Source organism: Streptomyces sp. NPDC043867 (genome assembly GCF_056435845.1).
Genome location: NZ_JBWKDS010000025.1, coordinates 40,388 through 65,885, shown reverse-complemented (window position 1 = coordinate 65,885; position 25,498 = coordinate 40,388). Strand labels below are relative to the sequence as shown.

The 25,498-nt window shown below is 71.9% G+C and carries 23 protein-coding genes; 10 read left to right on the top strand and 13 right to left on the bottom strand.

Features of this window, described 5'->3' with window-relative positions:
• The first annotated feature begins 22 nt into the window (after positions 1 to 22).
• The 4 genes from AC069T_RS24140 to AC069T_RS24125 all read left to right on the top strand — a co-directional run bounded on the left by AC069T_RS24140 (position 23) and on the right by AC069T_RS24125 (position 4,826).
• The gene (locus AC069T_RS24140; RefSeq protein WP_478784695.1) at positions 23 to 664 is read left to right on the top strand and encodes a TetR/AcrR family transcriptional regulator; all 642 of its coding nucleotides are present in this window, start codon (positions 23 to 25) and stop codon (positions 662 to 664) included.
• 124 nt (positions 665 to 788) lie between these two features.
• Positions 789 to 1,637 carry a 3-hydroxyacyl-CoA dehydrogenase family protein gene (locus AC069T_RS24135; RefSeq protein WP_358854208.1) on the top strand — a complete coding sequence of 283 codons (849 nt, stop codon included), beginning with the start codon at positions 789 to 791 and terminating at the stop codon, positions 1,635 to 1,637.
• Between the two features lie 171 nt (positions 1,638 to 1,808).
• On the top strand, positions 1,809 to 2,132 hold the full coding sequence (locus AC069T_RS24130; protein ID WP_358854209.1) for an STAS domain-containing protein: 324 nt from the start codon (positions 1,809 to 1,811) through the stop codon (positions 2,130 to 2,132).
• Between the two features lie 219 nt (positions 2,133 to 2,351).
• Positions 2,352 to 4,826, top strand: coding sequence for an ATP-binding protein (locus AC069T_RS24125; RefSeq protein ID WP_478784694.1), 2,475 nt, complete (start codon positions 2,352 to 2,354; stop codon positions 4,824 to 4,826).
• A gap of 67 nt (positions 4,827 to 4,893) precedes the next feature.
• Here AC069T_RS24125 and nucS read toward each other — a convergent pair whose 3' ends face one another.
• Positions 4,894 to 5,565 carry an endonuclease NucS gene (gene nucS, locus AC069T_RS24120; protein WP_358854211.1) on the bottom strand — a complete coding sequence of 224 codons (672 nt, stop codon included), beginning with the start codon at positions 5,563 to 5,565 and terminating at the stop codon, positions 4,894 to 4,896.
• Between the two features lie 298 nt (positions 5,566 to 5,863).
• On the opposite strand from nucS, the gene AC069T_RS24115 reads away from it, so the two are divergent.
• Positions 5,864 to 6,256: an SCO5389 family protein gene (locus AC069T_RS24115; RefSeq protein WP_355791419.1), complete on the top strand. Its 393-nt coding sequence runs from the start codon at positions 5,864 to 5,866 to the stop codon at positions 6,254 to 6,256.
• An 84-nt stretch (positions 6,257 to 6,340) separates the two neighbouring features.
• Here the strand turns inward: AC069T_RS24115 and AC069T_RS24110 are convergent, their stop codons facing one another.
• Positions 6,341 to 7,369 carry an LLM class flavin-dependent oxidoreductase gene (locus AC069T_RS24110; RefSeq protein WP_478784693.1) on the bottom strand — a complete coding sequence of 343 codons (1,029 nt, stop codon included), beginning with the start codon at positions 7,367 to 7,369 and terminating at the stop codon, positions 6,341 to 6,343.
• 217 nt (positions 7,370 to 7,586) lie between these two features.
• Here AC069T_RS24110 and AC069T_RS24105 point away from each other — a divergent pair, with 217 nt between their 5' ends.
• Positions 7,587 to 7,928 carry an ATP/GTP-binding protein gene (locus AC069T_RS24105; RefSeq protein ID WP_478784692.1) on the top strand — a complete coding sequence of 114 codons (342 nt, stop codon included), beginning with the start codon at positions 7,587 to 7,589 and terminating at the stop codon, positions 7,926 to 7,928.
• A gap of 54 nt (positions 7,929 to 7,982) precedes the next feature.
• Here the strand turns inward: AC069T_RS24105 and AC069T_RS24100 are convergent, their stop codons facing one another.
• From AC069T_RS24100 to mce, 7 genes are all read right to left on the bottom strand, one after another.
• Positions 7,983 to 8,828 (bottom strand): ABC transporter permease, encoded by an 846-nt coding sequence (locus AC069T_RS24100; RefSeq protein WP_478784691.1) that lies wholly within the window; start codon positions 8,826 to 8,828, stop codon positions 7,983 to 7,985.
• Complete coding sequence (locus AC069T_RS24095; RefSeq protein ID WP_478784690.1) at positions 8,825 to 10,081, bottom strand: ABC transporter ATP-binding protein; 1,257 nt, start codon at positions 10,079 to 10,081, stop codon at positions 8,825 to 8,827. Before AC069T_RS24095 ends, AC069T_RS24100 begins: the two co-directional genes overlap by 4 nt.
• Before the next feature lie 433 nt (positions 10,082 to 10,514).
• Positions 10,515 to 11,285: an ABC transporter permease gene (locus AC069T_RS24090; RefSeq protein ID WP_478784689.1), complete on the bottom strand. Its 771-nt coding sequence runs from the start codon at positions 11,283 to 11,285 to the stop codon at positions 10,515 to 10,517.
• Positions 11,282 to 12,277: an ATP-binding cassette domain-containing protein gene (locus AC069T_RS24085; protein WP_478784688.1), complete on the bottom strand. Its 996-nt coding sequence runs from the start codon at positions 12,275 to 12,277 to the stop codon at positions 11,282 to 11,284. The genes AC069T_RS24090 and AC069T_RS24085 overlap by 4 nt, the downstream gene beginning before the upstream one ends.
• Before the next feature lie 117 nt (positions 12,278 to 12,394).
• Positions 12,395 to 13,330 carry a cellulose-binding protein gene (locus AC069T_RS24080; RefSeq protein ID WP_476754799.1) on the bottom strand — a complete coding sequence of 312 codons (936 nt, stop codon included), beginning with the start codon at positions 13,328 to 13,330 and terminating at the stop codon, positions 12,395 to 12,397.
• Between the two features lie 183 nt (positions 13,331 to 13,513).
• Positions 13,514 to 17,362: a polarized growth protein Scy gene (gene scy, locus AC069T_RS24075; RefSeq protein ID WP_478784687.1), complete on the bottom strand. Its 3,849-nt coding sequence runs from the start codon at positions 17,360 to 17,362 to the stop codon at positions 13,514 to 13,516.
• Positions 17,363 to 17,619: 257 nt separating this feature from the next.
• Entirely contained in the window at positions 17,620 to 18,060 is a 441-nt protein-coding gene (gene mce, locus AC069T_RS24070; RefSeq protein WP_478784686.1) for a methylmalonyl-CoA epimerase, read from the bottom strand.
• A 148-nt stretch (positions 18,061 to 18,208) separates the two neighbouring features.
• On the opposite strand from mce, the gene AC069T_RS24065 reads away from it, so the two are divergent.
• Complete coding sequence (locus AC069T_RS24065; protein ID WP_478784685.1) at positions 18,209 to 19,411, top strand: acetyl-CoA C-acetyltransferase; 1,203 nt, start codon at positions 18,209 to 18,211, stop codon at positions 19,409 to 19,411.
• Positions 19,412 to 19,473: 62 nt separating this feature from the next.
• Positions 19,474 to 20,430 (top strand): methylmalonyl Co-A mutase-associated GTPase MeaB, encoded by a 957-nt coding sequence (meaB, locus tag AC069T_RS24060; protein ID WP_478784684.1) that lies wholly within the window; start codon positions 19,474 to 19,476, stop codon positions 20,428 to 20,430.
• Between the two features lie 212 nt (positions 20,431 to 20,642).
• On the opposite strand, the gene AC069T_RS24055 is transcribed toward meaB, so the two are convergent.
• The gene (locus AC069T_RS24055; RefSeq protein WP_478784683.1) at positions 20,643 to 21,269 is read right to left on the bottom strand and encodes a PepSY domain-containing protein; all 627 of its coding nucleotides are present in this window, start codon (positions 21,267 to 21,269) and stop codon (positions 20,643 to 20,645) included.
• 125 nt (positions 21,270 to 21,394) lie between these two features.
• On the opposite strand from AC069T_RS24055, the gene AC069T_RS24050 reads away from it, so the two are divergent.
• Together AC069T_RS24050 and AC069T_RS24045 are read left to right on the top strand one after the other, a co-directional pair.
• Positions 21,395 to 22,057 (top strand): response regulator transcription factor, encoded by a 663-nt coding sequence (locus tag AC069T_RS24050; protein ID WP_478784682.1) that lies wholly within the window; start codon positions 21,395 to 21,397, stop codon positions 22,055 to 22,057.
• A complete protein-coding gene (locus tag AC069T_RS24045) occupies positions 22,054 to 23,481 on the top strand; it encodes a sensor histidine kinase (protein WP_478784681.1) in 1,428 nt (475 codons plus the stop codon). Before AC069T_RS24050 ends, AC069T_RS24045 begins: the two co-directional genes overlap by 4 nt.
• A gap of 3 nt (positions 23,482 to 23,484) precedes the next feature.
• Here the strand turns inward: AC069T_RS24045 and AC069T_RS24040 are convergent, their stop codons facing one another.
• From AC069T_RS24040 to AC069T_RS24030, 3 genes are all read right to left on the bottom strand, one after another.
• Positions 23,485 to 23,961: a MarR family winged helix-turn-helix transcriptional regulator gene (locus AC069T_RS24040; protein ID WP_476754802.1), complete on the bottom strand. Its 477-nt coding sequence runs from the start codon at positions 23,959 to 23,961 to the stop codon at positions 23,485 to 23,487.
• Positions 23,962 to 24,053: 92 nt separating this feature from the next.
• Positions 24,054 to 24,851 (bottom strand): AIM24 family protein, encoded by a 798-nt coding sequence (locus AC069T_RS24035; RefSeq protein ID WP_478784680.1) that lies wholly within the window; start codon positions 24,849 to 24,851, stop codon positions 24,054 to 24,056.
• Complete coding sequence (locus AC069T_RS24030; protein ID WP_478784679.1) at positions 24,848 to 25,498, bottom strand: AIM24 family protein; 651 nt, start codon at positions 25,496 to 25,498, stop codon at positions 24,848 to 24,850. Before AC069T_RS24030 ends, AC069T_RS24035 begins: the two co-directional genes overlap by 4 nt.

Here is a 25,498-nt window from a genome sequence, read left to right as displayed (position 1 = left end):
CAGTCGGCGTTACGATGCGGGGATGGCTGAGGGACTCAGGGAGCGCAAGAAGCGCGAGACCAGGCAGCGGATCTCGGACATCGCCACGGGACTGTTCCTGGAGCGCGGCTTCCTGGCGGTCACGATCGCGGACGTCGCGGAGGCCGCCGACGTCTCCGTGAACACCGTCTACAACTACTTCGCGACCAAGGAGGACCTCTTCCTCGACCGCAGCAAGGGCGTCGTCGACCGCCTCTCGCGCTGGGTGCGCGGCCGGGCCGTCGGGGAGTCGGCCGCCGCGGCCGTGCTGCGCGAGCTGCGCGAGGAGGTCGAGGCGGTCTCGCCCCGGATCGGCCTGATGGAGGGCTACGCCCGCTTCATGAAGGTGATCGACGAGGCGCCGCCCCTGCGCTCCCGCCTGTGGAGCATCCAGCAGGAGGTGCAGGACAACCTGGAGGCGACCCTGCGCGAGGAGACGGGCGCCGCCGCCGGCGATCCCGTCCCGGCCCTGATGGCGGGTCAGGTCAACTGGATCCACCACACGGTCATGGGCTCCATCGGACGCGAGATGGTCCAGGGGCGCAATCCGGGCGAAGTGTCCCGCGAAACGCTGGTGCTCCTCGACGAGATGGAGGACCTGCTGAGCGACCGGGTCCTCAACTACGCCGTCCGGGCGCCGCGATGACCCGGGCCGGTGTGATGTCCGTCAGATGAGACGTGACGCGCATTACTTACCGGTCACAGCGGCCCTCACGAGCGCTAGGGTCCGCCGGAGAGGCTACATAAACAGCGTGTTAAGGGGAGTCGGAGTGGCACGGAAGCTCGCCGTCATCGGAGCCGGTCTCATGGGATCCGGTATCGCCCAGGTCTCCGCGCAAGCGGGCTGGGACGTCGTTCTGCGTGACGTCACCGACGAAGCCCTGACCCGCGGCACCGACGGCATCAAGGCGTCCTACGACAAGTTCGTCAGCAAGGGCAGGCTGTCCGCCGAGGACGCCGAGGCCGCGCTCGGGCGCATCACCACCAGCACCGACCTCGACGCGGCCGCCGACGCCGACATCGTCGTCGAGGCCGTGTTCGAGAAGCTCGAGGTCAAGCACGAGATCTTCCGCGCGCTCGACAAGCTCGTCCGCGACGACACCGTCCTCGCCTCCAACACCTCCGCCATCCCGATCACCAAGATCGCGGCCGTGACGGAGCGCCCGGAGCGCGTGGTCGGTGCGCACTTCTTCTCACCGGTCCCGATGATGCAGCTGTGCGAGCTGGTGCGCGGCTACAAGACGAGCGACGAAACCCTCGCCGCCACGCGGGAGTTCGCCGAGTCCGTCGGCAAGACGTGCATCGTCGTCAACCGCGACGTCGCCGGCTTCGTGACCACCCGTCTCATCTCGGCGCTCGTCGTCGAGGCGGCCAAGCTGTACGAGTCGGGCGTGGCCTCCGCCGAGGACATCGACCTCGCCTGCAAGCTGGGCTTCGGGCACGCCATGGGCCCCCTGGCCACGGCCGACCTGACGGGCGTCGACATCCTGCTGCACGCGACCGGCAACATCTACACGGAGTCCCAGGACGAGAAGTTCGCACCGCCGGAGCTGATGCGCCGGATGGTTGACGCCGGTGACATCGGGCGCAAGAGCGGGCAGGGCTTCTACAAGCACTGAATCCAGGCACCGAATCCGTACGGTCCTCCCGGCCGTCACCCCCACGGGTGAATTCGGTATCGGTTCGCTCACAGACGGCAACCTCTGCGGCCCCAGGGCAGTCAGACGGTGCACACAGTCACACGCAGACAGACAGACGCGGAGTACGAAACGCACTCTCGGGGAGCGCATATGTACATCAGGGGCGACCACGCCGAGCTGGTCGTCGGGGGCCGCCTCGACGTCCGCAGCGCGGCGGACGCCCGTACGGTCCTGCACTCGGCCGTCGACGACGGAGTCGGCGACCTGGTGCTCGACCTGTCCGAGCTGGACTCCTGGGACGCCACCGGACTCGGCGTCATCATGGGAGCCCACCGACGGGCCGGGCGGTGCGGCCGACGGCTCGTCCTGCGCCGCGTACCGACGCAGATGCAGCGCCTGCTGGTGGCCACCCGGCTGCACCGGATCCTGGCGATCGAGGGCGGCCTCGGGGTCGAGTCGCTGCCCCGGGTCTGACCCGCCGCACGAAAGGTACCCTCGCACGCAATCCTCACGAAGCTGTGACGTCTCGGGCGACCCGGTACCCCGCCTGTTCCCGGATACTGAGCGAAGGTTTAGGGTTCGCCTGCCCGCAGTCTGAACCCCTGGAGCGGGCACCGGACCAGAAGCGACAGCGCGGTGTGCAGCAAGGCCGGGAGGGGCTCGGCACCCGACGCTTTTGGGGGGCAGGACATCATGGACCCGAATCACCGGGAACCCGCGGAGTACGGTCATGACGACGACGGCCGGACGCCTCGGCAGCGTCCGCCGCGCGAAGCACTCGCCTCCGACTTCGGCCAGCCCACGCCGGCACTCGCCCGCACCGTCCAGCTCTTCTCGGGCGACTTCCTGCTCACCGTCAACCCCGTCGACGGCAGCGAGATAGAGAACTGCCCGCCGGGGCAGCGGCCCCGCCGGCCGGCCAAGTCCACCGCCGCCGACCGCGCAGAACAGGCCCGCTCGGCCCACCCGCCCGTGCCGCCGGGACCCGCACAGGCCCGGCTCCCCCTCCTGGAGCGCCAGGACGAGCGCGAGCGCCTCGTCCGGCTGCTGGCCCGCGGCCGCTCCGTACGCCTCACCGGCCCCGCCGGTTCGGGCCGCACCACCCTCCTGGACGCCGTCGCCGACGACTGCGCGGACCTCGCGCCCGACGGCGTCGTACGCCTCAGCGGCTACCGGCGCACGGCCGGCGACCTGCTGCACGACCTGTTCGCCGCCGTCTACGACGCGCCCCGCCACCGCCCCGAACGGGAGGAGCTGCTCGGGCTCGTCCGTGAGATCGGCGCGGTCGTCGTCCTCGACGACCTGGAGTTCGGCGGCAGCGCCCTCGACGAACTGCTCGACGCCACCCCCGAGTGCGCCTTCGTGATCGGCACCACACCCGACGTCCCCGCGCCGTCCGGCGACTCCCTCCTCGAAGAGGTGTTCCTCGGCGGTCTCGACCGCAGTGGCGGCATCGAGCTCCTGGAGCGCGCCGTCGGCCGGGAACTGACCGAGGACGAGTCGAACTGGGCGGGCGACCTCTGGTTCGAGTCCGAAGGCCTCCCGCTGCGCTTCGTGCAGGCCGGCGCCCTGCTGCGGCAGCGCGACCGGCTGCACGCCCACCCCGAGCCGGCCGACGGCCTCGGGTACCGCGAGGACGCACACCCCGACGCGCCGAACGACGCCGACGACACCCCCGCGGTCCCGCTGCCCTCGCTCGCCGAGGGCGCCGCCCCCGCCGCGCTGCTCGCCTCCCGGCTCAGCGAGTCGGCCCGCGCCACCCTGCGGTTCGCGGTCGCGCTCGGCGGCGAGGTGCCCCACCAGGCGCATCTGCCGGCCCTCGTGGGCGACACCCACGCCGACGCGGCCCTCGCCGAACTCGCCAACTGCGCGCTGGTCACCCCGGTCGGCTCCCGCTACCGGCTCGCGGCCGGCGTACAGGCCCAGCTCGAGGCCTCCGGATACGCGGACGACATCGAGGACCACGCGCTCACCGCCGCCCGGCACTACACCTGGTGGACCGGACACCCCTCCGTCACCCCCGAGCGGGTCTGCGCGGAGGCGGACGCCGTCCTCGCGGCGCTGACCCTCCTGGCGCCGCTCACCACGGCCCCGCTCGACGACGAGGAGAGCGCCTGCGTCCAGCTGGCCCGCACCGCCGCGCCCGCCTTCGCCGCCGGCCTGCACTGGAGCGCCTGGGAACGGGCGCTGCGCGCCGGCGCCGAGGCCTCCCGGCTCGCCGGCGAGGTCCCGGACCAGGCCTACTTCCACCACGAGTTGGGCATCCTCGCGCTCTGCGCCGGCCAGCTGGACCGGGCCCGCGCCGAACTGGAGGCCTCCATCGGGCTGCGCGGCGCCCTCGCCGACAAGCGCGGCACCGTGGCCGGCCGCCGCGCCCTCGCGCTGGTCGCCGACCGCTCCGGGGCCGTACCGCCCGTCGGGCGCGTCGCGGCGGGCGGGGAGACGCCCGACGCGCGCAGCGAGGAGCCCCTGACGCCTCCCGGCGGCGTACCGGCCGCGTTCGCCCTGCCCGCGCCGCCCGAGCCCGCGACGCTCGTCGCCCGGCGGACGACCGCGGTACCCGCCCCCGTACGGCGGCCCGGCGGCATCAAGGGCCTCGTGAGCGGTACGCGCCGCAACCTGGTCGCCGCGGGCTCGGGCGCTCTCCTGGCCGCGGTGCTGGGCACCGTGGTCACGCTCGGCATGACCTCCGACAACAACGAGGACCCGTCCGACAGGGTCGGCGTCAGCCCCTCGGCCGGCCAGGACACCGACGACGACAGCCTCGGCGCGGACGAGGGCGACACGGGCGCCGGGGACGCGGGGGTGTCGAGCAAGCCGACCGATCCGGGGCCGGACGGCACCTACGGCACGTCGGACGACCCGACACCGACCGCAGGCGGGACGCCGTCGGACGACCCGAGCGGGACGAAGGGGCCGAGTCCCTCGAAGTCGCCGTCGAAGTCGCCCACGTCCAAGCCGTCGTCGCCGAAACCGTCGACGTCGCCCAAGCCTTCGACGAGCAAGCCGTCGACGAGCCCGTCGCCGTCGTCCTCGACATCCCCGTCGTCGAGCGGAACGCCCTCCGCGCCGGCCACCTCGAACTCCGCCAGTGGCCCGGCTACGACCAGTTCCGCGAGCGGGCCGGCCGGCCCGCCCACGGGGACGAGCGGTGCCCCGGTGATGTGAGCCGGGCCGTACGACGCGGGGGGCCGGATCCGGGAAAAGGATCCGGCCCCCCGCGTCGCGCCCCGGCTCAGAACAGCCGCAGCTTGTCGTCCTCGATGCCGCGCAGCGCGTTGTAGTCCAGCACCGTGCAGCCGATGCCGCGGTCCGTGGCGAGGACGCGGGCCTGCGGTTTGATCTCCTGGGCGGCGAAGATGCCGCGCACCGGCGCGAGATGCGGGTCGCGGTTCAACAGCTCCAGATAGCGCGTGAGTTGCTCCACGCCGTCGATCTCGCCGCGCCGCTTGATCTCGATGGCGACCGTCCGGCCCTCGGCGTCGCGGCAGAGGATGTCGACGGGGCCGATGGCCGTCATGTACTCGCGGCGGATGAGCGTGTACCCCTCGCCGAGCGTCTCGATGCGGTCCGCCAGCAGCTCCTGGAGGTGCGCTTCCACGCCGTCCTTGATCAGGCCGGGATCCACGCCCAGTTCGTGCGAGGAGTCGTGGAGGACTTCCTCCATCGTGATGATGAGCTTCTCGCCCGCCTTGTTGATGACGGTCCACACGCCTTCCTCGTCGCCGGAACCCTCCTTCAGCGTGCAGGGCGGCGACATCCAGTTGAGGGGCTTGTAGGCCCGGTCGTCCGCGTGGATGGAGACGCTCCCGTCAGCCTTCACGAGGATGAGGCGGGGGGCGGACGGGAGATGGGCGGTGAGCCGGCCCGCATAGTCGACGGAACACCGGGCGATGACGAGACGCATGGTCGGCAACGCTACTCGACCGGTACCGCTGCACGCGATTCGCCCGCGTCCCTCCGTCCCCGGGCGCACCGCGAGGCGTTTCGAACACGCCTGTTTGCCCTGGAACTCCCGTGTTCAGTACTGGCCGATTGTGTGCCTACGGGTTGTTCGCTGTGTGGGCATTCTCCTGGTGCCGCCATCCTCCGTTGCCTACCGTATAAACGGGAGGTCGCGATGCGTGTACGCAGCGTGTCTGATGTCGCGGTCTTCCGCCCTGTCCGTCAACCCCCGCTTTCCCGGGGGTGCGAGAGGAGAACCCATGTCGCTCGACGTCTCACCGGCCCTACTCGAACAGGCCGAGCGAGGCGAGGTCGACGAAGCTGACTTCGTCGACTGCGTCCGGACCTCCCTGCCCTACGCGTGGGAGATGATCAGCTCCCTGGTGGCCCAGCTGAAGGTGGACGGAGGCAACTTCGCCGACAACCAGACGCCGCCGCCGGACGAGCAGGCACGTGGCCAGCTGCTGCGTGCGCTCGCGAGTGACGCGATACGCGGCGCGCTCCAGCGGCACTTCGGAGTGCGGCTGGCCTTCCAGAACTGCCACCGGGTCGCGGTGTTCCCGTTGGACGCCACGGTGGACGACACGCTGGCACGCTTCACGTCGGTCCGCAGCCAGCTGCTGAACCAGTCGCCGGAGTTCCGGGACTGCTGACGCGGCCGGCCGCACTGCTTGCCGCTCCGTACGCGGGAGGTGCATCTGTACCGGGGCGGCAAGCTCCCCGCACGAACGGTCCGCTCAGCCGAGGTGAGGAAGCACCTCGGCGCCGAGCCGTCGTACGTTCTCCTCGGTCGTCGCCAGGTCTCCCGAGCCCTCGACCAGCAGGGCGAAGCGCGAGATGCCGGTGCGCTCCGACGTCGCCGCGAGCCGGTCGGCGCACAGTTTCGGCGTCCCCACCGGGTGCAGCCCGCAGAGCAGTTCGGTGTACGCCCACGGGTCCCGCATGCTGCGGGCGCGCCCGTCGACCGTCACATGGGCTTCGAGCCCCTGCTTCAGCCAGCCCGGCATCGACTTCAGCAGGGTCTCCGCCGCGTCCCTGCGGCGGTCGGCGATCTGGCAGACGCCCGCCGAGACATGACCGGCGGTGACGATCTCCTCGGCCGGACGCCCCGCGGCGCGCGCCTGCCGCCGCCAGAACGCGACCATTTCGGCCTTCTCCTCGTCGCCGACGTGCATCCCGAGAAGCATCGGCAGTCCGCGCTCCGCGGCGAGCCGGACACTCGCCGGGGAGGTGCAGGCGACGACGACCTCGGGGCCCGCCGCGCCGCTCAGGTTCTCCGAGGGCCTCGGCACGACGGGGACCTCGCGGAAGCGGAAGCGCTCCCCGGTGCCGGCGACGGACGGTTCACGCAGCCAGCGCACCAGCAGATCGAGTGATTCCGGGAACCCCTTCTCGTACGCGTCGAGGCCGGAGCCGAAGACCTCGAGGTCCACCCAGGGACCGCCGCGGCCCACCCCCAGTGAGAAGCGGCCGCCGGACGTCACGTGCAGCAGCGCGGCCTGCTCGCCGAGGGCCACGGGATGCGCGGTGGGCAGCACGCTCACCGCCGTGCCGACCCGGATCCGCCGGGTACGGCCGAGCAGCAGCGCGGCCAGGGTGACGGCCGAGGGGCACGTCCCGTACGGCACGAAGTGGTGCTCGGCCAGCCATACCGAGTCGAGTCCCGCCTCCTCGGCGACCTCGGCCGATCGCACCGCGCGGTGCAGCGCCTCTCCCGGGCCCTGACCCGGGAACTGGGCCGCCAGTACAAAACTTCCTACGCGCATCGCACTCCTGCCTCCTTGGCACCGACGCGGAGCTTCCCCACCGGCATAACCCCCTGACACGTGCCGAAGACACGGCTTGCCGGGGGGATTTGCGGATTGTCTGGAGAACAGGCCGGTCAGCGGGGGCGGAGGGGCCGGTGAAGTACGCCTGACCCGGGCGGCAGCCGCGTAGGCTGGACGCGGCTCCTGCTCCCTGTACAGCTCCGTGAGGTGTCCCGTGTCCCCGCGTCGCAACCGTCCGAAGGGCGCCGGCTCGTCCGGTTCGAGCGGGTCCGCGAACCAGGACGAGCGGTCCGGCCGCTACGGCGGCTGGCAGTCCACGGAGAGCTGGCGGGGCGAGGAATGGAGCGTACGCCACGTGGCGGGTGCCGGCGCCCAGGGCAAGTTCTACCGCTGCCCGGGCTGCGACCAGATGATTCCCTCCGGCGTCCCGCACGTGGTGGCCTGGCCCGAGCACTCAGGGGTGGACGAGCGGCGCCACTGGCACAAGGCCTGCTGGAACGCGAAGGACCGCCGCACCTCGCGGGTGCAGCGGTCCCGTAACGCGCCGCGGTTCTGAGGCTCCGTACCTCTCCGCCGGCCGGACGCCGGGCCGGGGCGGGCTCCGGACGGCTCAGACGTCGCGTCGTTCCAGCAGGACGAAGGCGCCGGCGATCGCCGCCAGGGTCACCCCGACGAGCAGGCCGAGCTGCGCGTTGCCGCCGCCGGTCTCGCTGTCCAGCTCGAAGATCTTGGCGAGGGCGTTGGGCGCGTTGTAGTCCATCATCTTCTCGCCGATGGAGCGCATGCTCTCGGACATCATCAGGAACGCGGGCATGATCGCGGGCACCAGCACGACACCCAGCATCGTGGTGATCGCACCGGCCGAGTGCCGCAGCATCGAACCGACGGCGAGCGCCAGCACCCCGAGCAGCGAGACGTACAGCGCGCCCTTGAGGACCGTGCCGCCCCACTCGTTCTCCGAGGAACCGCCGTGCAGACCCGACGTGATCAGGCCGACCAGCCCGATGGCGAAGGCCGAGACGACGAACGCGACCGCGAAGAAGATCAGCAGCTTGGCGGTGAGCACCCGGTGGCGCTGCGGCGAGGCCGTGAAGGTGGTACGGATCATGCCCGTGCCGTACTCGGAGGAGACGACCAGGACGCCCAGTGTGATCAGGCAGATCTGGCCGAGGATCAGGCCGAAGAAGGCCGGGATCGTGTACGGGACGTCGGTGTAGTCCGCGTCCTCCGTCTGGACGGCGACCAGGAAGCCGATGCCGATGACCAGGAGCAGGAACACGCCGAGCGTCCACATCGTGGAGCGCACCGACTTGATCTTCGTCCACTCGGAGGTGAGCGCGTGTCCGAGGTGGGTGCGGGTGACCGGGATCGGCGAGGTGTACGAACCGCCCGGCCCCGCCTGCCAGTCGGGGGCGGGCGCGGTCTGCTGCGGCATCGGGGGCTGGGGCGTGCTCATCGGGGGTCCTCGCTGTCGCGCTTGTTCAGGTCGGGAGCGGCAGAGGGCGCGGCGGGTGCCGCGGAGGGCTGTGCGAAAGGCTGCCCGGGGGCCTGGGGCGCGGCCTGGGCGTACGGGTTGGGCTGAGCGGCCGGGCCGGCGCCCGGGGTCGCGGGGGCGCCGTACGGGCCCGCCGGAGGCGCTCCCTGCGGCATCGCGAACGGCTGTCCGCCGTGCTGGGGCGGCGGCGGGGCGTACCAGCCCGGCTGGCCCTGGCCCGGTACCGGCATCTGCGGCACGGCGCCCGGGGGCACGGCACCCGGCGGCAGCTCCTGCTGGAGCCCCGCCTTCTGGTCGATGGTCGAGCGGTAGTCGACGGCGCCCTGCGTCATCCGCATGTACGCCTCCTCCAGCGAGGCCTGGTGCGGCGACAGCTCCCACAGGCGTACGTCGGCGGAGTGCGCGAGGTCGCTGATGCGGGGCAGCGGCAGCCCCATGACGCGCAGCGCGCCGTCCTGCTCGGGCAGCACCTGGCCGCCGGCCTCGGTGAGCGCGGCGGTCAGCTTCTCGCGCAGCTGGGGCTCGGTGTCCGGGGTGCGGACCCGGGCGAAGTCGGCCGAGTTGTGCGAGATGAAGTCGCGGATGCTGGAGTCGGCGAGGAGCTGGCCGCGCCCGATCACGATGAGGTGGTCGGCGGTGAGCGCCATCTCGCTCATCAGGTGGGACGAGACGAAGACCGTGCGGCCCTCCGCGGCGAGGGACTTCATCAGGTTGCGCACCCAGAGGATGCCCTCGGGGTCGAGGCCGTTGACCGGCTCGTCGAAGAGCAGCACCTGGGGGTCGCCGAGGAGCGCGGCGGCGATACCGAGCCGCTGGCCCATGCCGAGCGAGAACCCCTTGGACCGCTTCCTGGCCACGTCCTGGAGGCCGACCACGCCGAGGACCTCGTCGACGCGGCGGGCCGGGATGCCCGACAACTGCGCGAGGCAGAGCAGGTGGTTGCGGGCGTGCCGGCCGCCGTGCACGGCCTTGGCGTCGAGGAGGGCGCCGACCTGGCGGGGGGCGTTCGGCAGCTTGCGGTACGGGTAGCCGCCGATCGTCACCTGCCCCGAGGTGGGGTTGTCCAGGCCGAGGATCATGCGCATCGTCGTCGACTTGCCCGAGCCGTTGGGCCCGAGGAAGCCGGTGACGGCACCCGGCCGCACCTGGAAGGAAAGGTTGTACACGGCCGTCTTGGCGCCGTAGCGCTTCGTCAGGCCGACTGCCTCGATCATGCTCCGCACCCATCGAAAGGTTCAGGACGACGGGGCACACGCCCCCGTAAGGCTTAGGAGGATATCCGGGCGCTGACGGTTCCACTCAAGAGAAAGTAAAACCACGCAGGTCACGAGCGTGATCGGTCAGCGGGGCGTGCTCTTCTTTGTCAGGTACGCGTCCTGCCTGGTGGGGGCGGATCCGGAAGCAGGCGGTCCACTCCTGCGCCGCACCGCGAACTCGTGCGCGTCCCCTTCTCCGGAACGCCTAGGGCCTGTCGTTTGGATCAGGCTGGCTGTGACCGACGGTTCGTCCTGACCGACCCGAGTGGGGTCTGGCGCGTGCAGCTGCAAGGCGGAGGAGGGAGTCGACGCGGAGCGTCGGCGACCGACGACAACGCCGCAGATGTGCGTGCCGGACCCCGCGACGCCGGCGTGATCCAAACGACAGGCCCTAGGCGTCCCGCTTCCGGAGGAGCAGATACCCGCCGACCAGCGCCGCGGCCACCCACAGCACCATGATGCCGAGGCCGCCCCACGGGCCGTACGGGGTGTCGTCGTCCAGCGGGTTCACCACCCGCATGATCCTGCTGCCCGCCTGGTCGGGAAGGAAGCGGCCGACCTTCTTGGTCGCGGAGACGTTGCCGAGGATCGCGGAGATCAGGAAGAAGAACGGCATCAGGATGCCGAGGGAGAGCATCGGGCTGCGGAGCATCGTCGCGACCCCCATCGAGAACACCGCGATGAGCGTCATGTAGAGCCCGCCGCCGATCACCGCGCGCAGCACGCCCGGGTCGCCGATCGACGCCCGGTGCGGGCCGAGCGCCGCCTGGCCGAGGAAGAAGGCGACGAAGCTGGTGAGCAGCCCGACCAGCAGGGCGAGCGCGGTCGCCACGGTGATCTTGCTGAAGAGGAACGTGCCGCGCTGCGGCACCGCGGCGAGCGAGGTGCGGATCATGCCGGTGCTGTACTCGTTCGAGACGACCAGCACGCCGAACACGATCATCGCCAGCTGACCGAGGCTCATCCCGGCGAAGCTGATGAACGTCGGGTCGAACGCCAGCCGGTCCCGCTCGCTCATGTTGTCGAACTCGTTCTTCGACAGCAGCGAGATCAGGATGCCGAGCGCGACCGTGACCACCGCGGCGAGGCCGAGCGTCCAGACCGTGGACGCCACGGAACGGATCTTCGTCCACTCGGACCTGACCACCTGCGTCGCCGTCATGACCGGTCCCCCTGCCGGTCGTTGCCCCACCGCCGCGGCGCGGCAGCCGGAGCCGTAGCTGCCGCCCCGGCCCCGGCGAGCGGCGGCCCGGTGTGCGCGTGGTACTCCACCGACTCCGCGGTCAGCTGCATGAACGCCTCCTCCAGCGAAGCCCGCTGAGGGCTCAGTTCGTGCAGCACGAGCTGGTGCCGGGCGGCCAGCTCACCGATCTCCTCCGACCGCACGCCGTCCACTTCCAGCGTGCCGTCGCCCACCTGGAGGGCCGTGATCCCCGCCCCGTGCAGCACGTCGAGCAGCCGCTCGTGCCGGGGCGAGCGCAGACGGACGTACGACCGCGAGTTCTGCGCGATGAAGTCCGCCATCGACGTGTCCGCCAGCAGCCGGCCCTGGCCGATGACGACGAGGTGGCCGGCGGTGAGCGCCATCTCGCTCATCAGGTGGGACGAGACGAAAACCGTACGGCCCTGCGCGGCAAGGGACTTCATCAGCGTGCGGATCCAGTGGATGCCCTCGGGGTCCAGCCCGTTCACCGGCTCGTCGAACATCAGGATCCGCGGATCGCCCAGCAGCGCGCCCGCGATCCCGAGCCGCTGGCCCATGCCGAGCGAGAACCCCTTCGCCTTCTTCCGGGCGACCGAGGTGAGCCCCACCGTGTCGAGGACCTCGTGCACCCGCGCCCTCGGAATGCCGTTGCTCTGGGCCAGGCACAGCAGGTGGTTGAACGCGGTGCGGCCGCCGTGCATGGCCTTGGCGTCCAGCAGGGCGCCGATGTACGTCAGCGGATCCTTCAGCCGGTCGTAGTGCCTGCCGTCGATCCGGACGTCGCCCGAGGTGGGACGGTCGAGCCCGAGCATCATCCGCATCGTGGTCGACTTCCCCGCGCCGTTGGGGCCGAGGAAACCGGTGACGATGCCGGGCCGGACGGCGAACGTGAGGTCGTCGACCGCCACCTTCTCGCCGTACCGCTTGGTCAGCCCCTCGAGCTCGATCATGCGGCCACGTTAGAACGGGCCCCGGGGGCCTGCCACCGCAGGAAAAGGGCCGCACGACGAAGGCCCGCTCCTCCGGGGGAGGCGCGGGCCCGTGCTGTCGCTGTTCCTCGCTACCGGCTAGCGGGACTGCTGCGCGGGAACCCCACGCGAGACCGGCTCGTCCTCGGCGGGAGTGCCGGTCGCGGCCACCGCGGCACCCGTGAGCGTCGCGAGCATCTCGCGGACGTTCGTGAGCTGCGCGTTGATGGAGTCGCGGCGGTTGGTGAGCGCCGCCAGCTCGCGCTCGGACTCCGAACGGATCCGGTCCGCCTTGGCGTTCGCGTCGGCCACGATGTCCTCGGCCTGGCGCTGCGCGGTCTCCACCGTCTGACGGGCCCGGCGCTCGGCGTCCGTACGCAGCTTCTCGGCCTCCAGGCGCAGCTGCTCCGCGCGGTGCTCGATCTCCGCGAGACGCTTCTCGGCCTTGGCCTGACGGGACGCGAGGTCGCGCTCCGACTGCTCGCGGCGCTTCGCCAGGTTGGTCTCGAAGTCCGCGGCCGCCTGTGCGGCCTTGGCGCGGGTCTCCTCGAAGAGGGCGTCCGCCTCCTCGCGCTTCGACTGCGCGTCCTTCTGCGCGTCGGAACGCAGCTGGGAAGCCTCGCTCTTGGCCTTCTCGACGATCCGGACGCCCTCGTCCTCCGCCTTGGCCTTGCGGTCCGCAGCGAACGATTCTGCATCGTTGCGCACCTGCTGGGCCGCCGACTCGGCGAGCTCACGGTGCTGCTCGGACGCGCGACGGGCCTCCTCGCGCAGGTCCTTCGCCTCCTCCTCGGCGAGGCGGAGGATCTTCTCGACGCGCGCGCCGAGACCCGCGTACGAGGGCTCCGCGTCGCTGACCTGGGCCTGGGCATTCTGCGTCTCGAGGTGGAGTTCCTCGATGCGCTTCTCGAGAGCAGTGATACGGGCCAGAGCGCTGTCACGGTCGGAGACGAGCTTCGAAATGCGTTCGTCCACCTGAGCGCGGTCGTACCCACGCCGCACAAGCTCGAAGCCGTAGGGGGAAGTGTCGCTCATGGGGTTCCTGTCGAATGAGACCGGTGAGGTGATAGAGGGAATCCTAGGGGCCAAAGCGGTGTGTCATCGAGCGGATACGTGTTTGATCTGGAGAATGACACTCCTTTTGGGTGGCTACCTGTCGCAGAGCTTGCCAGCGGCTGTGCCGAAGGTCCTGGCCAAGCACCGAACAGGTGCTCTCCGCTAGCTCTCTGACGTCTTGCCACCCGAACGGGGCGCGCCGACGGCAGCACCCGCCTTGACCCCACCGTCCTTGCCGGCAGCCGGGGCCTCGAAAGACTCCAACGCCTCCAGGACGTCCTGGACACGGGAGATCTCGGCATTGATGTCCTCACGCCTGCGCACCAGCACATCGAGATCGCGCCTGCCCTCCTCGACCATGCGCCGTGCCTCCTGCTCGGCGTCGGCCTTGATCTTCGTGGCCTCGGCGACGAGCGAGGACTTCTTCTGCTCGGCCTCCTTGAGGAGCCCCTCGGCCTTCTTGACGGCGGCGATCCGCACCTTGCTCGCCTCGGAGTTGGCCTCCGCGACCAGATCCTTCGCCTTCGCCTCGGCCTGCGCGAGCTGGTCCTCGGCGGCCTTCACCAGCGCGTCGCAGCGCTCGCCCGCCGTCTTCATCGCCTCCGCGGACTCCCGCCGGGCCCGGTCGTGCAGCTCCTCGATCTCCGAGGTGATCCGGTCCCGCAGCTCCTCCGCCCGCTCCCTTATCGCCGTGGCGTCCCGGCGCGCCCCGACCAGCAGCTCGTCGGCGTCCGCACGGGCCCGCTCCACCAGCGTGTTGCCCTCCACGGTCGCCCCGGACACCAGACGCTCGGCCTCGTTGCGGGCCGCGCCCACCATCGTGTCGGCCTGCCCCTCGGCGTCCGCCGTGGTCTTCTGCGCCGCCTGCTGCGCCTCCGAGAGCAGCTTGTCGGCCTCGGCGGCCGTCTCCGAGATGAGCGTGTCGACCTGCTCGGCCGCCTCGGAACGCCGCTTGTTTGCCTCCTGGCGGGCCTCGTCCAGCATCTGCTCGGCCTTCTCGCGCGCGGCCGTCGTGACCCGCTCGGCTTCTGCGGCCGCCTCGGCCCCGACCCGCTCCGCCTCCGTACGGATCCGCTCCGCGTGCTGCTGCGCGGAACCGACCGTCTCCGCCGCCTCGGCGCGCAGCCGCTCCGCGTCGCCCGTCGCGTCCGAGATGAGCTTCTCGGCCTTCGAGACGGACTCCGCACGGACCCGCTCGGCCTCCGCCGCCGTCTCGTTCGCCAGCCGCTCCGCCTCGGACCGCGCCTCGTTGATGAGGGTGTCCGCCTGCGTGGCCGCGTCGGAACGGATCCGGTTCGCGTCCTCCCTGGCCTCCGCGCGGGTGCGCGACGCGTCCTGATCGGCGTTCGCGATGGTGTCGGACGCCTCCGTACGGGCCCGCTGGGCGTGCTCCGCGGCATCCGAACGCATCCGCTCGGACTCGGCGATCGCGTCCGCGACCGTGCGCTCCGCGAGGGACTTGGCGGCCTCCGACTCCTCGGACGCCTCCCGCCGCACCCGCGCCGCGTCCTCGGCGGCGCGCTCCCGCTCGGCGTACGCGTCGGCACGGACCCGGTCCGCCTCCGCCTGCGCCTCGGTCCGCGTACGGTCCGCCGCGTGCTCGGCGGCCGAACGCAGCCCGGTGATCTCCTCCTGCGCCTGCTCGTGCAGCCCGGCCACGGCGTCGCGCACCTGCTGAGCGGTCTGCTCGGCGCTCGCGACCATCTCCGTCGCACGCCGGTCGGCCTCCTCGACCAGCCGTACGGCCTCCGCCTGCGCCTCGTCCACGCGGGTACGCGCCGACGCCAGCAGCTCCTCGCTCTGCTCGCGGGCCCGCTCGCGCTCCTGGTCGGCCTCCTGACGCGCCGCACCGAGCAGCTCCTCGGCCTCGCGACGGCGCCGGGCGGCCTCCTCCTGCGCGGCGGCCAGCGTCTCGGCACCCTCGGCCGCCAGCCGCTCCGCCGCGGCCTGCGCCTCCGCCCGCACCCGGTCGGCGGTGTCCTGGGCCTCCGACTTCAGCCGCTCGGCCTCCGCCGCGGCCTCCGAACGCAGCCGTACGGCGATGTTCTCGCCCTCGGCCCGCGACGCGGACGCGTCCGCCGCCGCCTCCGTGCGCAGCCGCTCCGCCTCCGCCTCGGCCTGCCCCTGCAGCGTACGGATCCGCTCGGCGGCCTCCGTGCGCAGCCGCTCCGCCTCGTCGGCGGCCTCGCGGCGGATCCGCTCGGCCTCCGCGCGGGCGTCCGTCAGCGCCTGCTCGGCGACGGCGAGACGCTCCTCGGCCTCCGTGCGCAGCCGGTTCAGTTCCTCCGCGGCCTCGGCCCGCCGGGCCGTGAGCGCCCGCTCGGTCTCCTCGCGCAGCTCCAGCGCCGCCCGCTCGGCGTCCGCCGTGATGCCCTCGGAGTGCTCGACGGCCTCCGCACGATGCCGCTCCGCCTCGGCGCGCGTGCGCTCCAACGTCTCCTCGGCCTGCCGGCGCAGCGTCGTCGCGCGCTCGATGGCCTCGGTGCGCACCCGCTCGCTGTCCGCGGTGGCGGTCGTCCGCAGCTCGTCCGCGTCCGCCTTCGCCTTGGCCAGCAGCTCCTCGGCGGTCTTCGCCGCCTCCTCGATCTGCTGGACGGCCTCACGCCGGGCCTCGCCGCGGATCCGCTCGCCCTCGGAGACCGCGTCGGCGCGCAGCTGCTCGGCCTCGCCGCGCAGCCGGCGCGCCTCCTCCTGCAGCTCGACCGTCTTGGCCCGGTACTCCTTGGTGTCGTCCTTCGCCGCGCCCTTGAGCTCCTCGGCGATGTCGTGCGCCTGGGCCCGCAGCCGGTCCGCCTCGGCCTCCGCCTCGGAGCGGATCCGCTCGGCCTCCTCGGTCGCCGCCCTGGTGGTCTTCCTGGCGTCCTCCGACGCCTTGTCGAGGACCTCCTCGGCCGTGCGCGCCGCCTTGGCGAGCTGCGAGGCGGTCTCCTCGGCGGTGAGGGTGCGGGCGTTCTCCTCGGCCTCCGCGACGATCTTCTCGGCCGCCGCCCGGGCGTCGGCGACGAGCTGCTCGGCGTCCGCCTTGGTGGTCTCGGCCTCCTTGGTGGCCTCACTGACCAGCCGGGCGACCTGCTCCTTCGCCGTCCGCGTGCGCTGCTCGTTCGCCGACTCCGCGCCGGCCAGCGCCTTGGCGGCGGCCTCCTTCGCCTCGGCGACCAGCTTGTCGGCCTCGGCACGCGCCTCGCGCAGCGCCTTCTCGGCCTCCGCCATGCGCTGCTCGGCGGTCCGGCTCAGCTCGGTGGCCTGGCGCCGCGCGGCGTCGGACTCCGTCGCGGTGGAACTGCGGAGCTGCTCGGCGTGCTGGGTGGCCTCCTGGGCCTGCGTGGACGCGGCGTTCAGCAGGCGTTCGGCGTCCGTACGCGCCCGGCGCAGCAGCTGCTCGGCCTCCGCGCGGGCCGTCTCGGCGTCGGTGGTGAGCCGCTGGCGGGCCTCGGCGGCGATCCGCTCGGCCTCCGCGCGGGCCGCGGCCAGCGCCTGGTCGGCCTCGGCACGCGACTCCTCCAGGAGCCGGCGGGCCTGCTGCTCGGTGCGGGCGCGCAGCTGCTCGGCCCAGGCCACGTTCTCGTTGACGTGGGACTCGACGGTCTGCCGGCGCTCCGCCAGCTCCTGGTCGAGCTGCTGGCGGCGGGTGACGGCCTCCTGGTGCAACTCCGCCTGGAGCCGGGCGGCCTGTTCGGCGTGCTCCTGGAGGATGCGCTGCGTCTGCGCGCGGGCCTGGCTCAGCTCCCGCTCGGCGTCCGCGCGCAGCTGGTCGGCCTGGATCTGGGCGTTGCGGAGCAGCTGTTCGGCCTGATAGCCGAGGTCGGCTCCGTCGTAGGCAGGACGGGACGCCAGAGTGCGGCGCGCCTCGTGCAGCTTGGCGCGCAGCACCTCGACCTGATAGCCGAGGTCCTCGGCGTGCTGGACGGCCTTCTCCCGCTCGGTCTTCAGCCGTTCCATCTCGGCCTCGAACCGAGAGAGGTGGTCGACGTCAGCCGCCGGCTCTCGCTCCTGGCGTTCGTAGCCCCGCACTGCGCGGTCCCATCCGTCCCCTGGTCGCAAGTCTTTCCGAACGAGCTCCGTCCGTCCGCCGAACGGGGCCCCCGGGGAATGGTGTCAGATCAACGGCGGAGCACGGGCTGCTGCCCCGACGCTCGCCCCCCGAAACCTGGACCCCGGCCCTCGGTCCTGTCGCAGACAGAACCCCGGGGCCGGCCCAACGGCAGGCCCCGGGCCGCCCCGATGTGGCGGCGGCCGTCCCCAACCCTACCGGCCCAGATATACGGAGGTCAGTGCTCAGGTGACTCAACAGCCGCCGAAGTGACCAGTTCTGTCAGCACGCCATGACAATCCTTGGGGTGCAGGAAGGTGATCCGGGAGTCCATCGAGCCGCGCCGGGGCTCGTCGTAGAGGACGCGTACGCCCTTCTCCCTGATGTCCGCGGCGTCGGCGTCGACGTCCGCCGTGCCGAAGGCGATGTGGTGCACCCCCTCGCCGTTCTTGGCCAGCCACTTGCCGACCGCGGAGTCCTCGCGGGTGGGTTCGAGCAGCTGGAGGTAGGAGGCGCCGCCGTCGGACGTCCCGTTGATCTTGAGCATGGCCTCTCGCACGCCCTGCTCCTCGTTGACCTCGGAGTGGAAGACCTCGAAGCCGTACGTCGCACGGTAGAACTCGACGGTCCTGTCCAGGTCGAAACAGGCGATCCCGATGTGGTCGATTCGCGTCAGCATGGAGTCAGTGCAGCGCTCCTCGGGTGGTTACGCAACGTGCGCGCGATCACACCGCGGGCCGGATGACGGGTGGCGTACCGCTCAGTACATTCTCAGTAAACCCTCGTTCACTCCTCGGCTGTGCAAGCCGGTAAGGGGATCGCACCTCATGTCTGGAACGAACAGCACGACCTCCGTGATCGTCGCGGGTGCCCGCACCCCGATGGGACGGTTGCTCGGCTCGCTGAAGTCCTTCTCCGGAGCCGACCTCGGAGGATTCGCGATCAAGGCCGCCCTCGACCGCGCGGGTATCGGCGGCGACCAGGTGCAGTACGTCATCATGGGCCAGGTTCTGCAGGCCGGGGCGGGGCAGATCCCGGCACGGCAGGCCGCGGTCAAGGCCGGCATCCCGATGAGCGTGCCGGCGCTGACCATCAACAAGGTGTGCCTGTCGGGCCTCGACGCCATCGCGCTCGCCGACCAGCTCATTCGCGCCGGCGAATTCGACGTGGTGGTCGCCGGCGGCCAGGAGTCCATGACGAACGCCCCGCACCTGCTCCCGAAGTCCCGCGAGGGCTACAAGTACGGTGCCGTCCAGATGCTCGACGCCATGGCGTACGACGGTCTGACGGACGCCTTCGAGAACATCGCCATGGGCGAGTCGACGGAGAAGCACAACGCCCGCCTCGGCATCGCCCGCCCCGAACAGGACGAGATCGCGGCGCTCTCCCACCAGCGTGCCGCCGCCGCCCAGAAGAACGGCATCTTCGAGGCGGAGATCACGCCGGTCGAGATCCCGCAGCGCAAGGGCGAGCCCGTCGTCTTCAGCCAGGACGAGGGCATCCGCGGCGAGACCACCGCCGACTCGCTCGGCAAGCTGCGCCCCGCCTTCACCAAGGACGGCACGATCACGGCCGGTACCTCCTCGCAGATCTCGGACGGTGCGGCGGCCGTGGTCGTGATGAGCAAGGCCAAGGCGCAGGAGCTGGGCCTGGAGTGGATCGCCGAGATCGGCGCGCACGGCAACGTGGCCGGGCCGGACAACTCGTTGCAGTCGCAGCCGTCCAACGCCATCCGGCACGCGCTGAGGAAGGAGGGCCTGGACGTCGCGGATCTTGATCTGATCGAGATCAACGAAGCGTTCGCCGCGGTCGCCGTGCAGTCGATGAAGGACCTCGGCGTGTCCTCGGAGAAGGTGAACGTCAACGGCGGTGCCATCGCGCTGGGTCACCCGATCGGAATGTCCGGCGCCCGCCTCGTCCTGCACCTCGCGCTGGAGCTCAGGCGGCGCGGCGGTGGCGTGGGCGCGGCCGCGCTGTGCGGTGGCGGCGGGCAGGGTGACGCGCTGATCGTGCGGGTGCCCAGGGCCTGACGGCTCCACGGGGTTCCTCCGCGGTTCCTCACTACTGACCGACTCGACTGAACGGAGCTGTGATGCAGGACGTCTCCTCACTGGTGGCCCAGGCCAGGGAAGGACGGCCGCGGGCCGTGGCCCGGCTGATCTCCCTGGTGGAGGGGGCGTCCGAGCAGCTCCGTGAGGTCATGGCGGCGCTGGCCCCGCTCGCCGGGAACGCGTACGTGGTGGGGCTGACCGGGTCGCCGGGTGTCGGCAAGTCGACCTCCACGTCGGCGCTGGTGAGCGCCTACCGGCGGCTCGGCCGGCGGGTCGGGGTGCTCGCCGTCGACCCGTCGTCGCCGTTCTCCGGGGGCGCGCTGCTCGGGGACCGGGTGCGGATGTCCGAGCACGCGTCGGATCCCGGGGTGTACATCCGCTCGATGGCCACCCGCGGGCATCTGGGCGGGCTCGCCTGGGCGGCCCCCCAGGCGATCCGCGTCCTGGACGCGGCGGGCTGCGAGGTCATCCTCGTCGAGACCGTCGGTGTCGGGCAGTCCGAGGTGGAGATCGCCTCGCAGGCCGACACCTCGGTGGTGCTGCTCGCGCCCGGGATGGGCGACGGGATCCAGGCGGCGAAGGCCGGGATCCTGGAGATCGGTGACGTCTACGTCGTGAACAAGGCCGACCGGGACGGGGCCGACGCGACGGCCCGCGAGCTGAACCACATGCTCGGGCTCGGGGAGTCCCGGGGGCCGGGGGACTGGCGGCCGCCGATCGTCAAGACGGTGGCGGCGCGGGGGGAGGGGATCGACGAGGTCGTCGAGGCCCTGGAGAAGCACCGCGCGTGGATGGAGGAGCGGGGGGTGCTGGGCGAGCGGCGGCTGGCGCGGGCCGCTCGCGAGGTCGAGACGATCGCGGTCACGGCGCTGCGGGAGCGGATCGGTGACCTGCACGGGGACCGGCGGCTGAGCGCGCTGGCCGAGCGGATCGTGGCGGGGGAGCTGGATCCCTACGGGGCGGCGGACGAGTTGGTGGCGGGGCTGACGTCCGGCTGAGGCCGGGTGCGCCTTCGCCCCCACGTGGCGGGTCGGGGCCTCCTGTGGGAGGGCGGGTGCGGGTCGTGCCGATTGCGGTGCGGGCAGCCGCGCGGGAGGGTGGGCGCGCGAGCGCACCCCGTAGGCGCGGGGTCCGCCGTCCCACCCCGACCACGGCGCCGGGTGCCTGCTCCCCGGTGCACAACAGGAGTTACCCGGGCGGTGCCCCAGGGTCAGTCGTCGTCCGACGTGGCGGCCGGGGTCACCCGCGCCGTGCGCAGGTCGACGCGCCAGTCGTGCTCGACGCCGTCCGCGGACCGGGTCTCCGCGTCCCAGAAACCGCTCCCGCCGTCCTCGTCCTCGAGGTCGAGGGAGGTCACCGTCCCCTTCGCGGCGGCGGCGCGGGCCGCCTCGACCGCGGAGGTGGAGGTGCCCTTCAGGGCGGCCCGGACCTCGGCGGTGTCGTCCTCGTCGTCGGTGTGCGAGCCGAGAACCCTGCCGGTGCCGGGGTCGATCGCGACGCTGCGCCAGCTGCCGCCCCGGGTCAGGACGGCGACCTCCCAGACCGCCTCGCCCGCGTCGTCGTCGAGGTCCACGGAGACCGCGGTACCCGGCGTGTGACCCAGCGCGGCGTCGACGGCCTCGGCCGCGCTCACCTCGGCCGTCTTCGCCCGCGCGGCCTCCAACTTGGCCTCCGCGGCGTCGTCGTCGCGGGAATCGTCCCGGGCGTCGTCCGCGCCCCGTGCGCTCGGCTGCCGCGCCGGCCCCTCGTCGTCACCCGCGACCGTGAGAGCCGTCGCGGAGCCGCCTGCGATCAGGGCCGCGGCGGTGGCGGCGGCGATGACGATGTTGCGCTTCATGAGATGTCCTCCCGGTTTCGACTCCAAGGCCGTGTCTCGACGGGAACCAACCTGCCCGACGGCCGCTGAAGCCGTCCTGAAGGCGCCTGAAGGGCTCTTCAGCTTCGGTTTGGGACGCTGGTCGCATGCGCCTGTTGATCGTGGAGGACGAGAAGCGGCTGGCCCTGTCGCTCGCCAGGGGACTGACCGCGGAGGGCTTCGCCGTGGACGTCGTCCACGACGGGCCGGCCGGACTCCACCGGGCGGGTGAGGGGACGTACGACCTGGTGATCCTCGACATCATGCTGCCCGGCATGAACGGGTACCGCGTCTGCGCCGCCCTCCGCGCCGCCGGCCACGACGTGCCGATCCTGATGCTCACCGCCAAGGACGGCGAGTACGACGAGGCGGAGGGGCTCGACACCGGCGCCGACGACTACCTGACCAAACCGTTCTCGTACGTGGTGCTGGTGGCGCGCGTGAAGGCGCTGCTGCGCCGGCGCGGCACGGCCGGGGCCTCGCCCGTGCGGGTCGTCGGCGACCTCAAGGTCGACACGGCGGCCCGGCGCGTCTTCCTCGGCGAGGACGAAGTCACCCTCACCACCAAGGAGTTCGCGGTCCTGGAACAGCTCGTCGTACGGGCCGGGGAGGTCGTGTCCAAGGCCGGCATCATGGAGCACGTCTGGGACTTCGCGTACGACGGTGACCCGAACATCGTCGAGGTGTACGTGAGCACGCTGCGCCGCAAGCTGGGGGCCGCCCTCATCCGAACCGTGCGCGGCGCCGGGTACCGGCTGGACGCGCGATGAGGCGCCTGTTCGGCTCGGTACGGGCCAAGGCCACCCTCGGCGCGACCGTCGTCGTCGCGATCGCGCTGGTCGCCGCCGGGACCGCCGTACTGCTGTCGCTGCGGTCCAACCTGATCGTGCAGGCCGGCACCCAGGCGGAGCGGGCCGCGCGGGAGGTGGCCGCCGACCTGTCCGCCGGCACCCCCTACGACGAGTTGTCGCTGGACGACGACCAGCCGGTGCAGGTGGTGGACGAGTCCGGGCGGCTGGTCGCGGTGAGCGAGCACCTGGAGCGGATCAGCGGCACGGGAGTCGACGCCGTGCGGCCCGAGCCCCCGGCGGCCGGCGAGGACGACGACCACGGGGGCGGCCGCGGCGACGACCCGCTCGAACCCGGCGAGATCGGCGACGAGGTGAGCCACAGCGACGGGTCCGCCACGATCGACGGGGACACGGCGGACTACCGCTTCGCCGCCGTGGAGGTGAGCGTCCGGGACGAGGGCGGTCTCACCGTGTACGCGGGCCGGCCGCTGTCCACCGAGCAGAGCGCCGTGGGCACCGCGCTGACCGTGATGCTGATCGGCTTCCCCCTGCTGCTGGGCGTGGTGGCCGGGGTGACCTGGCTGGTCACCCGCCGGGCGCTGCGGCCCGTGGAGGGCATCCGCAGCGAGATGGCCGCCATCACGGCCTCCGAGGACCTGGCACGGCGGGTGCCCGTGCCCGCCACACACGACGAGGTGGCCCGGCTCGCCCGGACGACCAACGAGACACTGGCCGCCCTGGAGACCTCCGTGGAGCGGCAGCGCCGGTTCGTCGCCGACGCCTCGCACGAGCTGCGCAGCCCGATCGCCTCGCTGCGCACCCAGCTGGAGGTGGGCGCGGCCCATCCCGGACTGCTCGATGTCGAAGGAGCCGTCGAGGACACCGTACGGCTGCAACGGCTGGCGGCCGATCTGCTGCTGCTGGCGCGGCTGGACGCGGGGGAGGGGCCGGGGGAGGCCCGGTTCGACCTGGGGGCGCTGGTCCGGGAGGAGACCGCCGAGCGGACCGGCGTCACGGTGGACGCGGAGGCGGTCGGGGTGACCGGCTCCCGGGGGCAGCTGGCGCGGGTGCTGGCCAACCTGCTGGACAACGCGCGACGCCATGCGCGCGACCGGGTCGCCGTCACCCTGCGCCGGAAGGGCGCCTGGGCCGTGCTCGGGGTCGAGGACGACGGGGCGGGCGTGCCGGAGGAGGAGCGGGAGCGGATCTTCGAGCGGTTCGTCCGGCTCGACGACGCCCGCAGCCGGGACGACGGCGGGGCCGGTCTCGGCCTCGCCATCGCCCGCGACGTCGCGCTGCGGCACGGCGGCACGCTCACCGTCCGCGCGGCGCCCCGAGGTGGGGCGCTGTTCGAACTCAGGCTGCCCGTGGGCCGGTCGGCGCGGGGCGCCGGCACCGGGTGACGGTCAGGGACGGCCCCGCTGGCCCCGCAGCTGCTCCGCGATCGGGGTCAGCGACTTGTGGAGGCTGTTCAGGGCCTCCGGGGAGAGCAGGTCGATGAAGTGCCTGCGCACGGACGCCACATGGTGCGGGGCGACCTTCCGCATCGTCTCCAGGCCGTGGTCGGTGAGGACCGCGTACAGTCCTCTTCGGTCGGATTCGCAGTTCTCACGACGTACCAGGTTCGCGTTCTCCATGCGGGTGATCTGGTGAGAGAGGCGACTCTTGGACTGGAGGGTGGCGGACGCGAGGTCGCTCATCCGCATCCGTACGTCCTCCGACTCGGAGAGATTCACCAGGATCTCGTAGTCGTTCATCGTCAGTCCGAACGGCTGGAGGTCCTTTTCGAGCTGGTATGTCAACAGCATGTTGACCTCCAGGTGGGTGCGCCAGGCGCACTGCTCCGCATCGGTCAGCCAGCGCGTGGCCGTCTCGGTCTCCATAAATGAAGTCTACCTAAAAGGTTGAAAGGCGAACTAGTGAGGGCGGTGTGACTACGCGCACGCGTTCGACGTCACACTCCGCAGACTACCGCTCACAGCCCGAAGCGACGCTGGAGGTCCCCCAGCTGTCCGGGAAGACGCGGTGCGCCGGCTTGCCCTCCGTGCTGGCCCGGTACCCCGCCGCCGCCCGGTACCCCGGCCTGCTGCGGAACCGCTCCGGTGGCCTGCTCCGCCATCAGCGCCTCGGACGACTGGAGCAGGACCGTACCCGCCCCCACGAACTCGAACTGGTGCTCCTCCCCGGACGCCCCGCCGATGCCCGTCATCGCACGTAGACCGCCCATGACGCCCGTCAGGTACCCGTGGTCGTAGTGGTGGCACGGGGAGGGGCAGTCGGCCCATCCGACGAGGGCCTGCGGGTCCACCCGGATCGGCGGTTCCATGAACACCACGGGGCCGTTCGAGGCGGCCACGAACTTGCCCGTGCCGATCAGCGTCAGGAAGCCCGGGACGATGGACTGCTTCAGCGCGAGAGTTGGCTGAAAAGCGAGGAGGTTGCCCGAGCGAATGGTCAGGTTGCCCTCAGTCAAGTCGTACGAATTCACGTCGAAGGCCCGGTCGGCGAGCAGCATCTTGCCCGAACCCTCCGCCACCACCCAGTCGCTCGCGTGCAGTGGCGAATGGAACGACGTACGCACCAGACGGTCCAGCCGGCCGTGTCCGATGCCGTTGAATTCCATCGATCCGTAGTAGGCGATCATCTTGCCCTTCTGCAGGAACCACTGGCTCCCCTTGAGCTCAACGCAGAAGGTGTACTTGTTCACGTTGTCGTCGACCGGCAGGGTCGCCGGATCGAAGACCACCGGGCCCGAGGCTCCGTACGCGCTCACAGCTTCTCCTCCGAGGCCTGGACGTACACCGCACCGCTGCCGCTCAGCTCCAGCTGGAACGCCTCGCCCGAGCCGCGGCCCACCATGTCGCGCCAGCCGAGCGCCGTGGACAGCTTGTTGCGCACGTCGCCGTGGTGCGCCACGTACGCCTGGGGGTCGACGTGGACCGGGCGCTGCGGGGTGATCGGGACCTGGATCACGCCCCCGTGCGCCATGACCGCGACCGAGCCGTGGCCCTTGAGGGTCGTGGTGAACAGCCCCTGACCCGTCACCTGGCCGCGCACCATGCCCATGACCCCGCCCTGCGAGCCCATGAACATCGTGCTCTGCTCCAGCGTCCCGTCGAAGGCGAGCAACCGGTCCGCCTCCACGAACAGGGTGTCGCCCGTGAGGGTGATGACCTCGATGTGATGGCCGCCGTGCCCGAAGAACACCGTGCCGGAGCCCTCGACGGTCATCAGGGGGGTGGCCTCGTTCGCCAGGCGGCGGCCGATCATCGACATCACACCGCCCTGGCCGCCCTGCATGTTCGGGGTGAAGGAGACCTCCCCCTTGTACGCGAGCATCGCGCCGCGCTGACTGAACAACCGCTGCCCGGGGAGGACGGTCGCCTCGACCATCTTCGAGTTGATCTCACGGAAGGGCAT

Coding starts and splice junctions, on each gene's coding strand:
- AC069T_RS24140 (WP_478784695.1), top strand. CDS start 23: ATGGCTGAGGGACTCAGGGAGCGCAAGAAGCGCGAGACCAGGCAGCGG.
- AC069T_RS24130 (WP_358854209.1), top strand. CDS start 1,809: ATGTACATCAGGGGCGACCACGCCGAGCTGGTCGTCGGGGGCCGCCTC.
- AC069T_RS24125 (WP_478784694.1), top strand. CDS start 2,352: ATGGACCCGAATCACCGGGAACCCGCGGAGTACGGTCATGACGACGAC.
- nucS (WP_358854211.1), bottom strand. CDS start 5,565: ATGCGTCTCGTCATCGCCCGGTGTTCCGTCGACTATGCGGGCCGGCTC.
- AC069T_RS24115 (WP_355791419.1), top strand. CDS start 5,864: ATGTCGCTCGACGTCTCACCGGCCCTACTCGAACAGGCCGAGCGAGGC.
- AC069T_RS24110 (WP_478784693.1), bottom strand. CDS start 7,369: ATGCGCGTAGGAAGTTTTGTACTGGCGGCCCAGTTCCCGGGTCAGGGC.
- AC069T_RS24100 (WP_478784691.1), bottom strand. CDS start 8,828: ATGAGCACGCCCCAGCCCCCGATGCCGCAGCAGACCGCGCCCGCCCCC.
- AC069T_RS24095 (WP_478784690.1), bottom strand. CDS start 10,081: ATGATCGAGGCAGTCGGCCTGACGAAGCGCTACGGCGCCAAGACGGCC.
- AC069T_RS24090 (WP_478784689.1), bottom strand. CDS start 11,285: ATGACGGCGACGCAGGTGGTCAGGTCCGAGTGGACGAAGATCCGTTCC.
- AC069T_RS24085 (WP_478784688.1), bottom strand. CDS start 12,277: ATGATCGAGCTCGAGGGGCTGACCAAGCGGTACGGCGAGAAGGTGGCG.
- AC069T_RS24080 (WP_476754799.1), bottom strand. CDS start 13,330: ATGAGCGACACTTCCCCCTACGGCTTCGAGCTTGTGCGGCGTGGGTAC.
- mce (WP_478784686.1), bottom strand. CDS start 18,060: ATGCTGACGCGAATCGACCACATCGGGATCGCCTGTTTCGACCTGGAC.
- AC069T_RS24065 (WP_478784685.1), top strand. CDS start 18,209: ATGTCTGGAACGAACAGCACGACCTCCGTGATCGTCGCGGGTGCCCGC.
- meaB (WP_478784684.1), top strand. CDS start 19,474: ATGCAGGACGTCTCCTCACTGGTGGCCCAGGCCAGGGAAGGACGGCCG.
- AC069T_RS24055 (WP_478784683.1), bottom strand. CDS start 21,269: ATGAAGCGCAACATCGTCATCGCCGCCGCCACCGCCGCGGCCCTGATC.
- AC069T_RS24050 (WP_478784682.1), top strand. CDS start 21,395: ATGCGCCTGTTGATCGTGGAGGACGAGAAGCGGCTGGCCCTGTCGCTC.
- AC069T_RS24045 (WP_478784681.1), top strand. CDS start 22,054: ATGAGGCGCCTGTTCGGCTCGGTACGGGCCAAGGCCACCCTCGGCGCG.
- AC069T_RS24040 (WP_476754802.1), bottom strand. CDS start 23,961: ATGGAGACCGAGACGGCCACGCGCTGGCTGACCGATGCGGAGCAGTGC.
- AC069T_RS24030 (WP_478784679.1), bottom strand. CDS start 25,498: ATGCCCTTCCGTGAGATCAACTCGAAGATGGTCGAGGCGACCGTCCTC.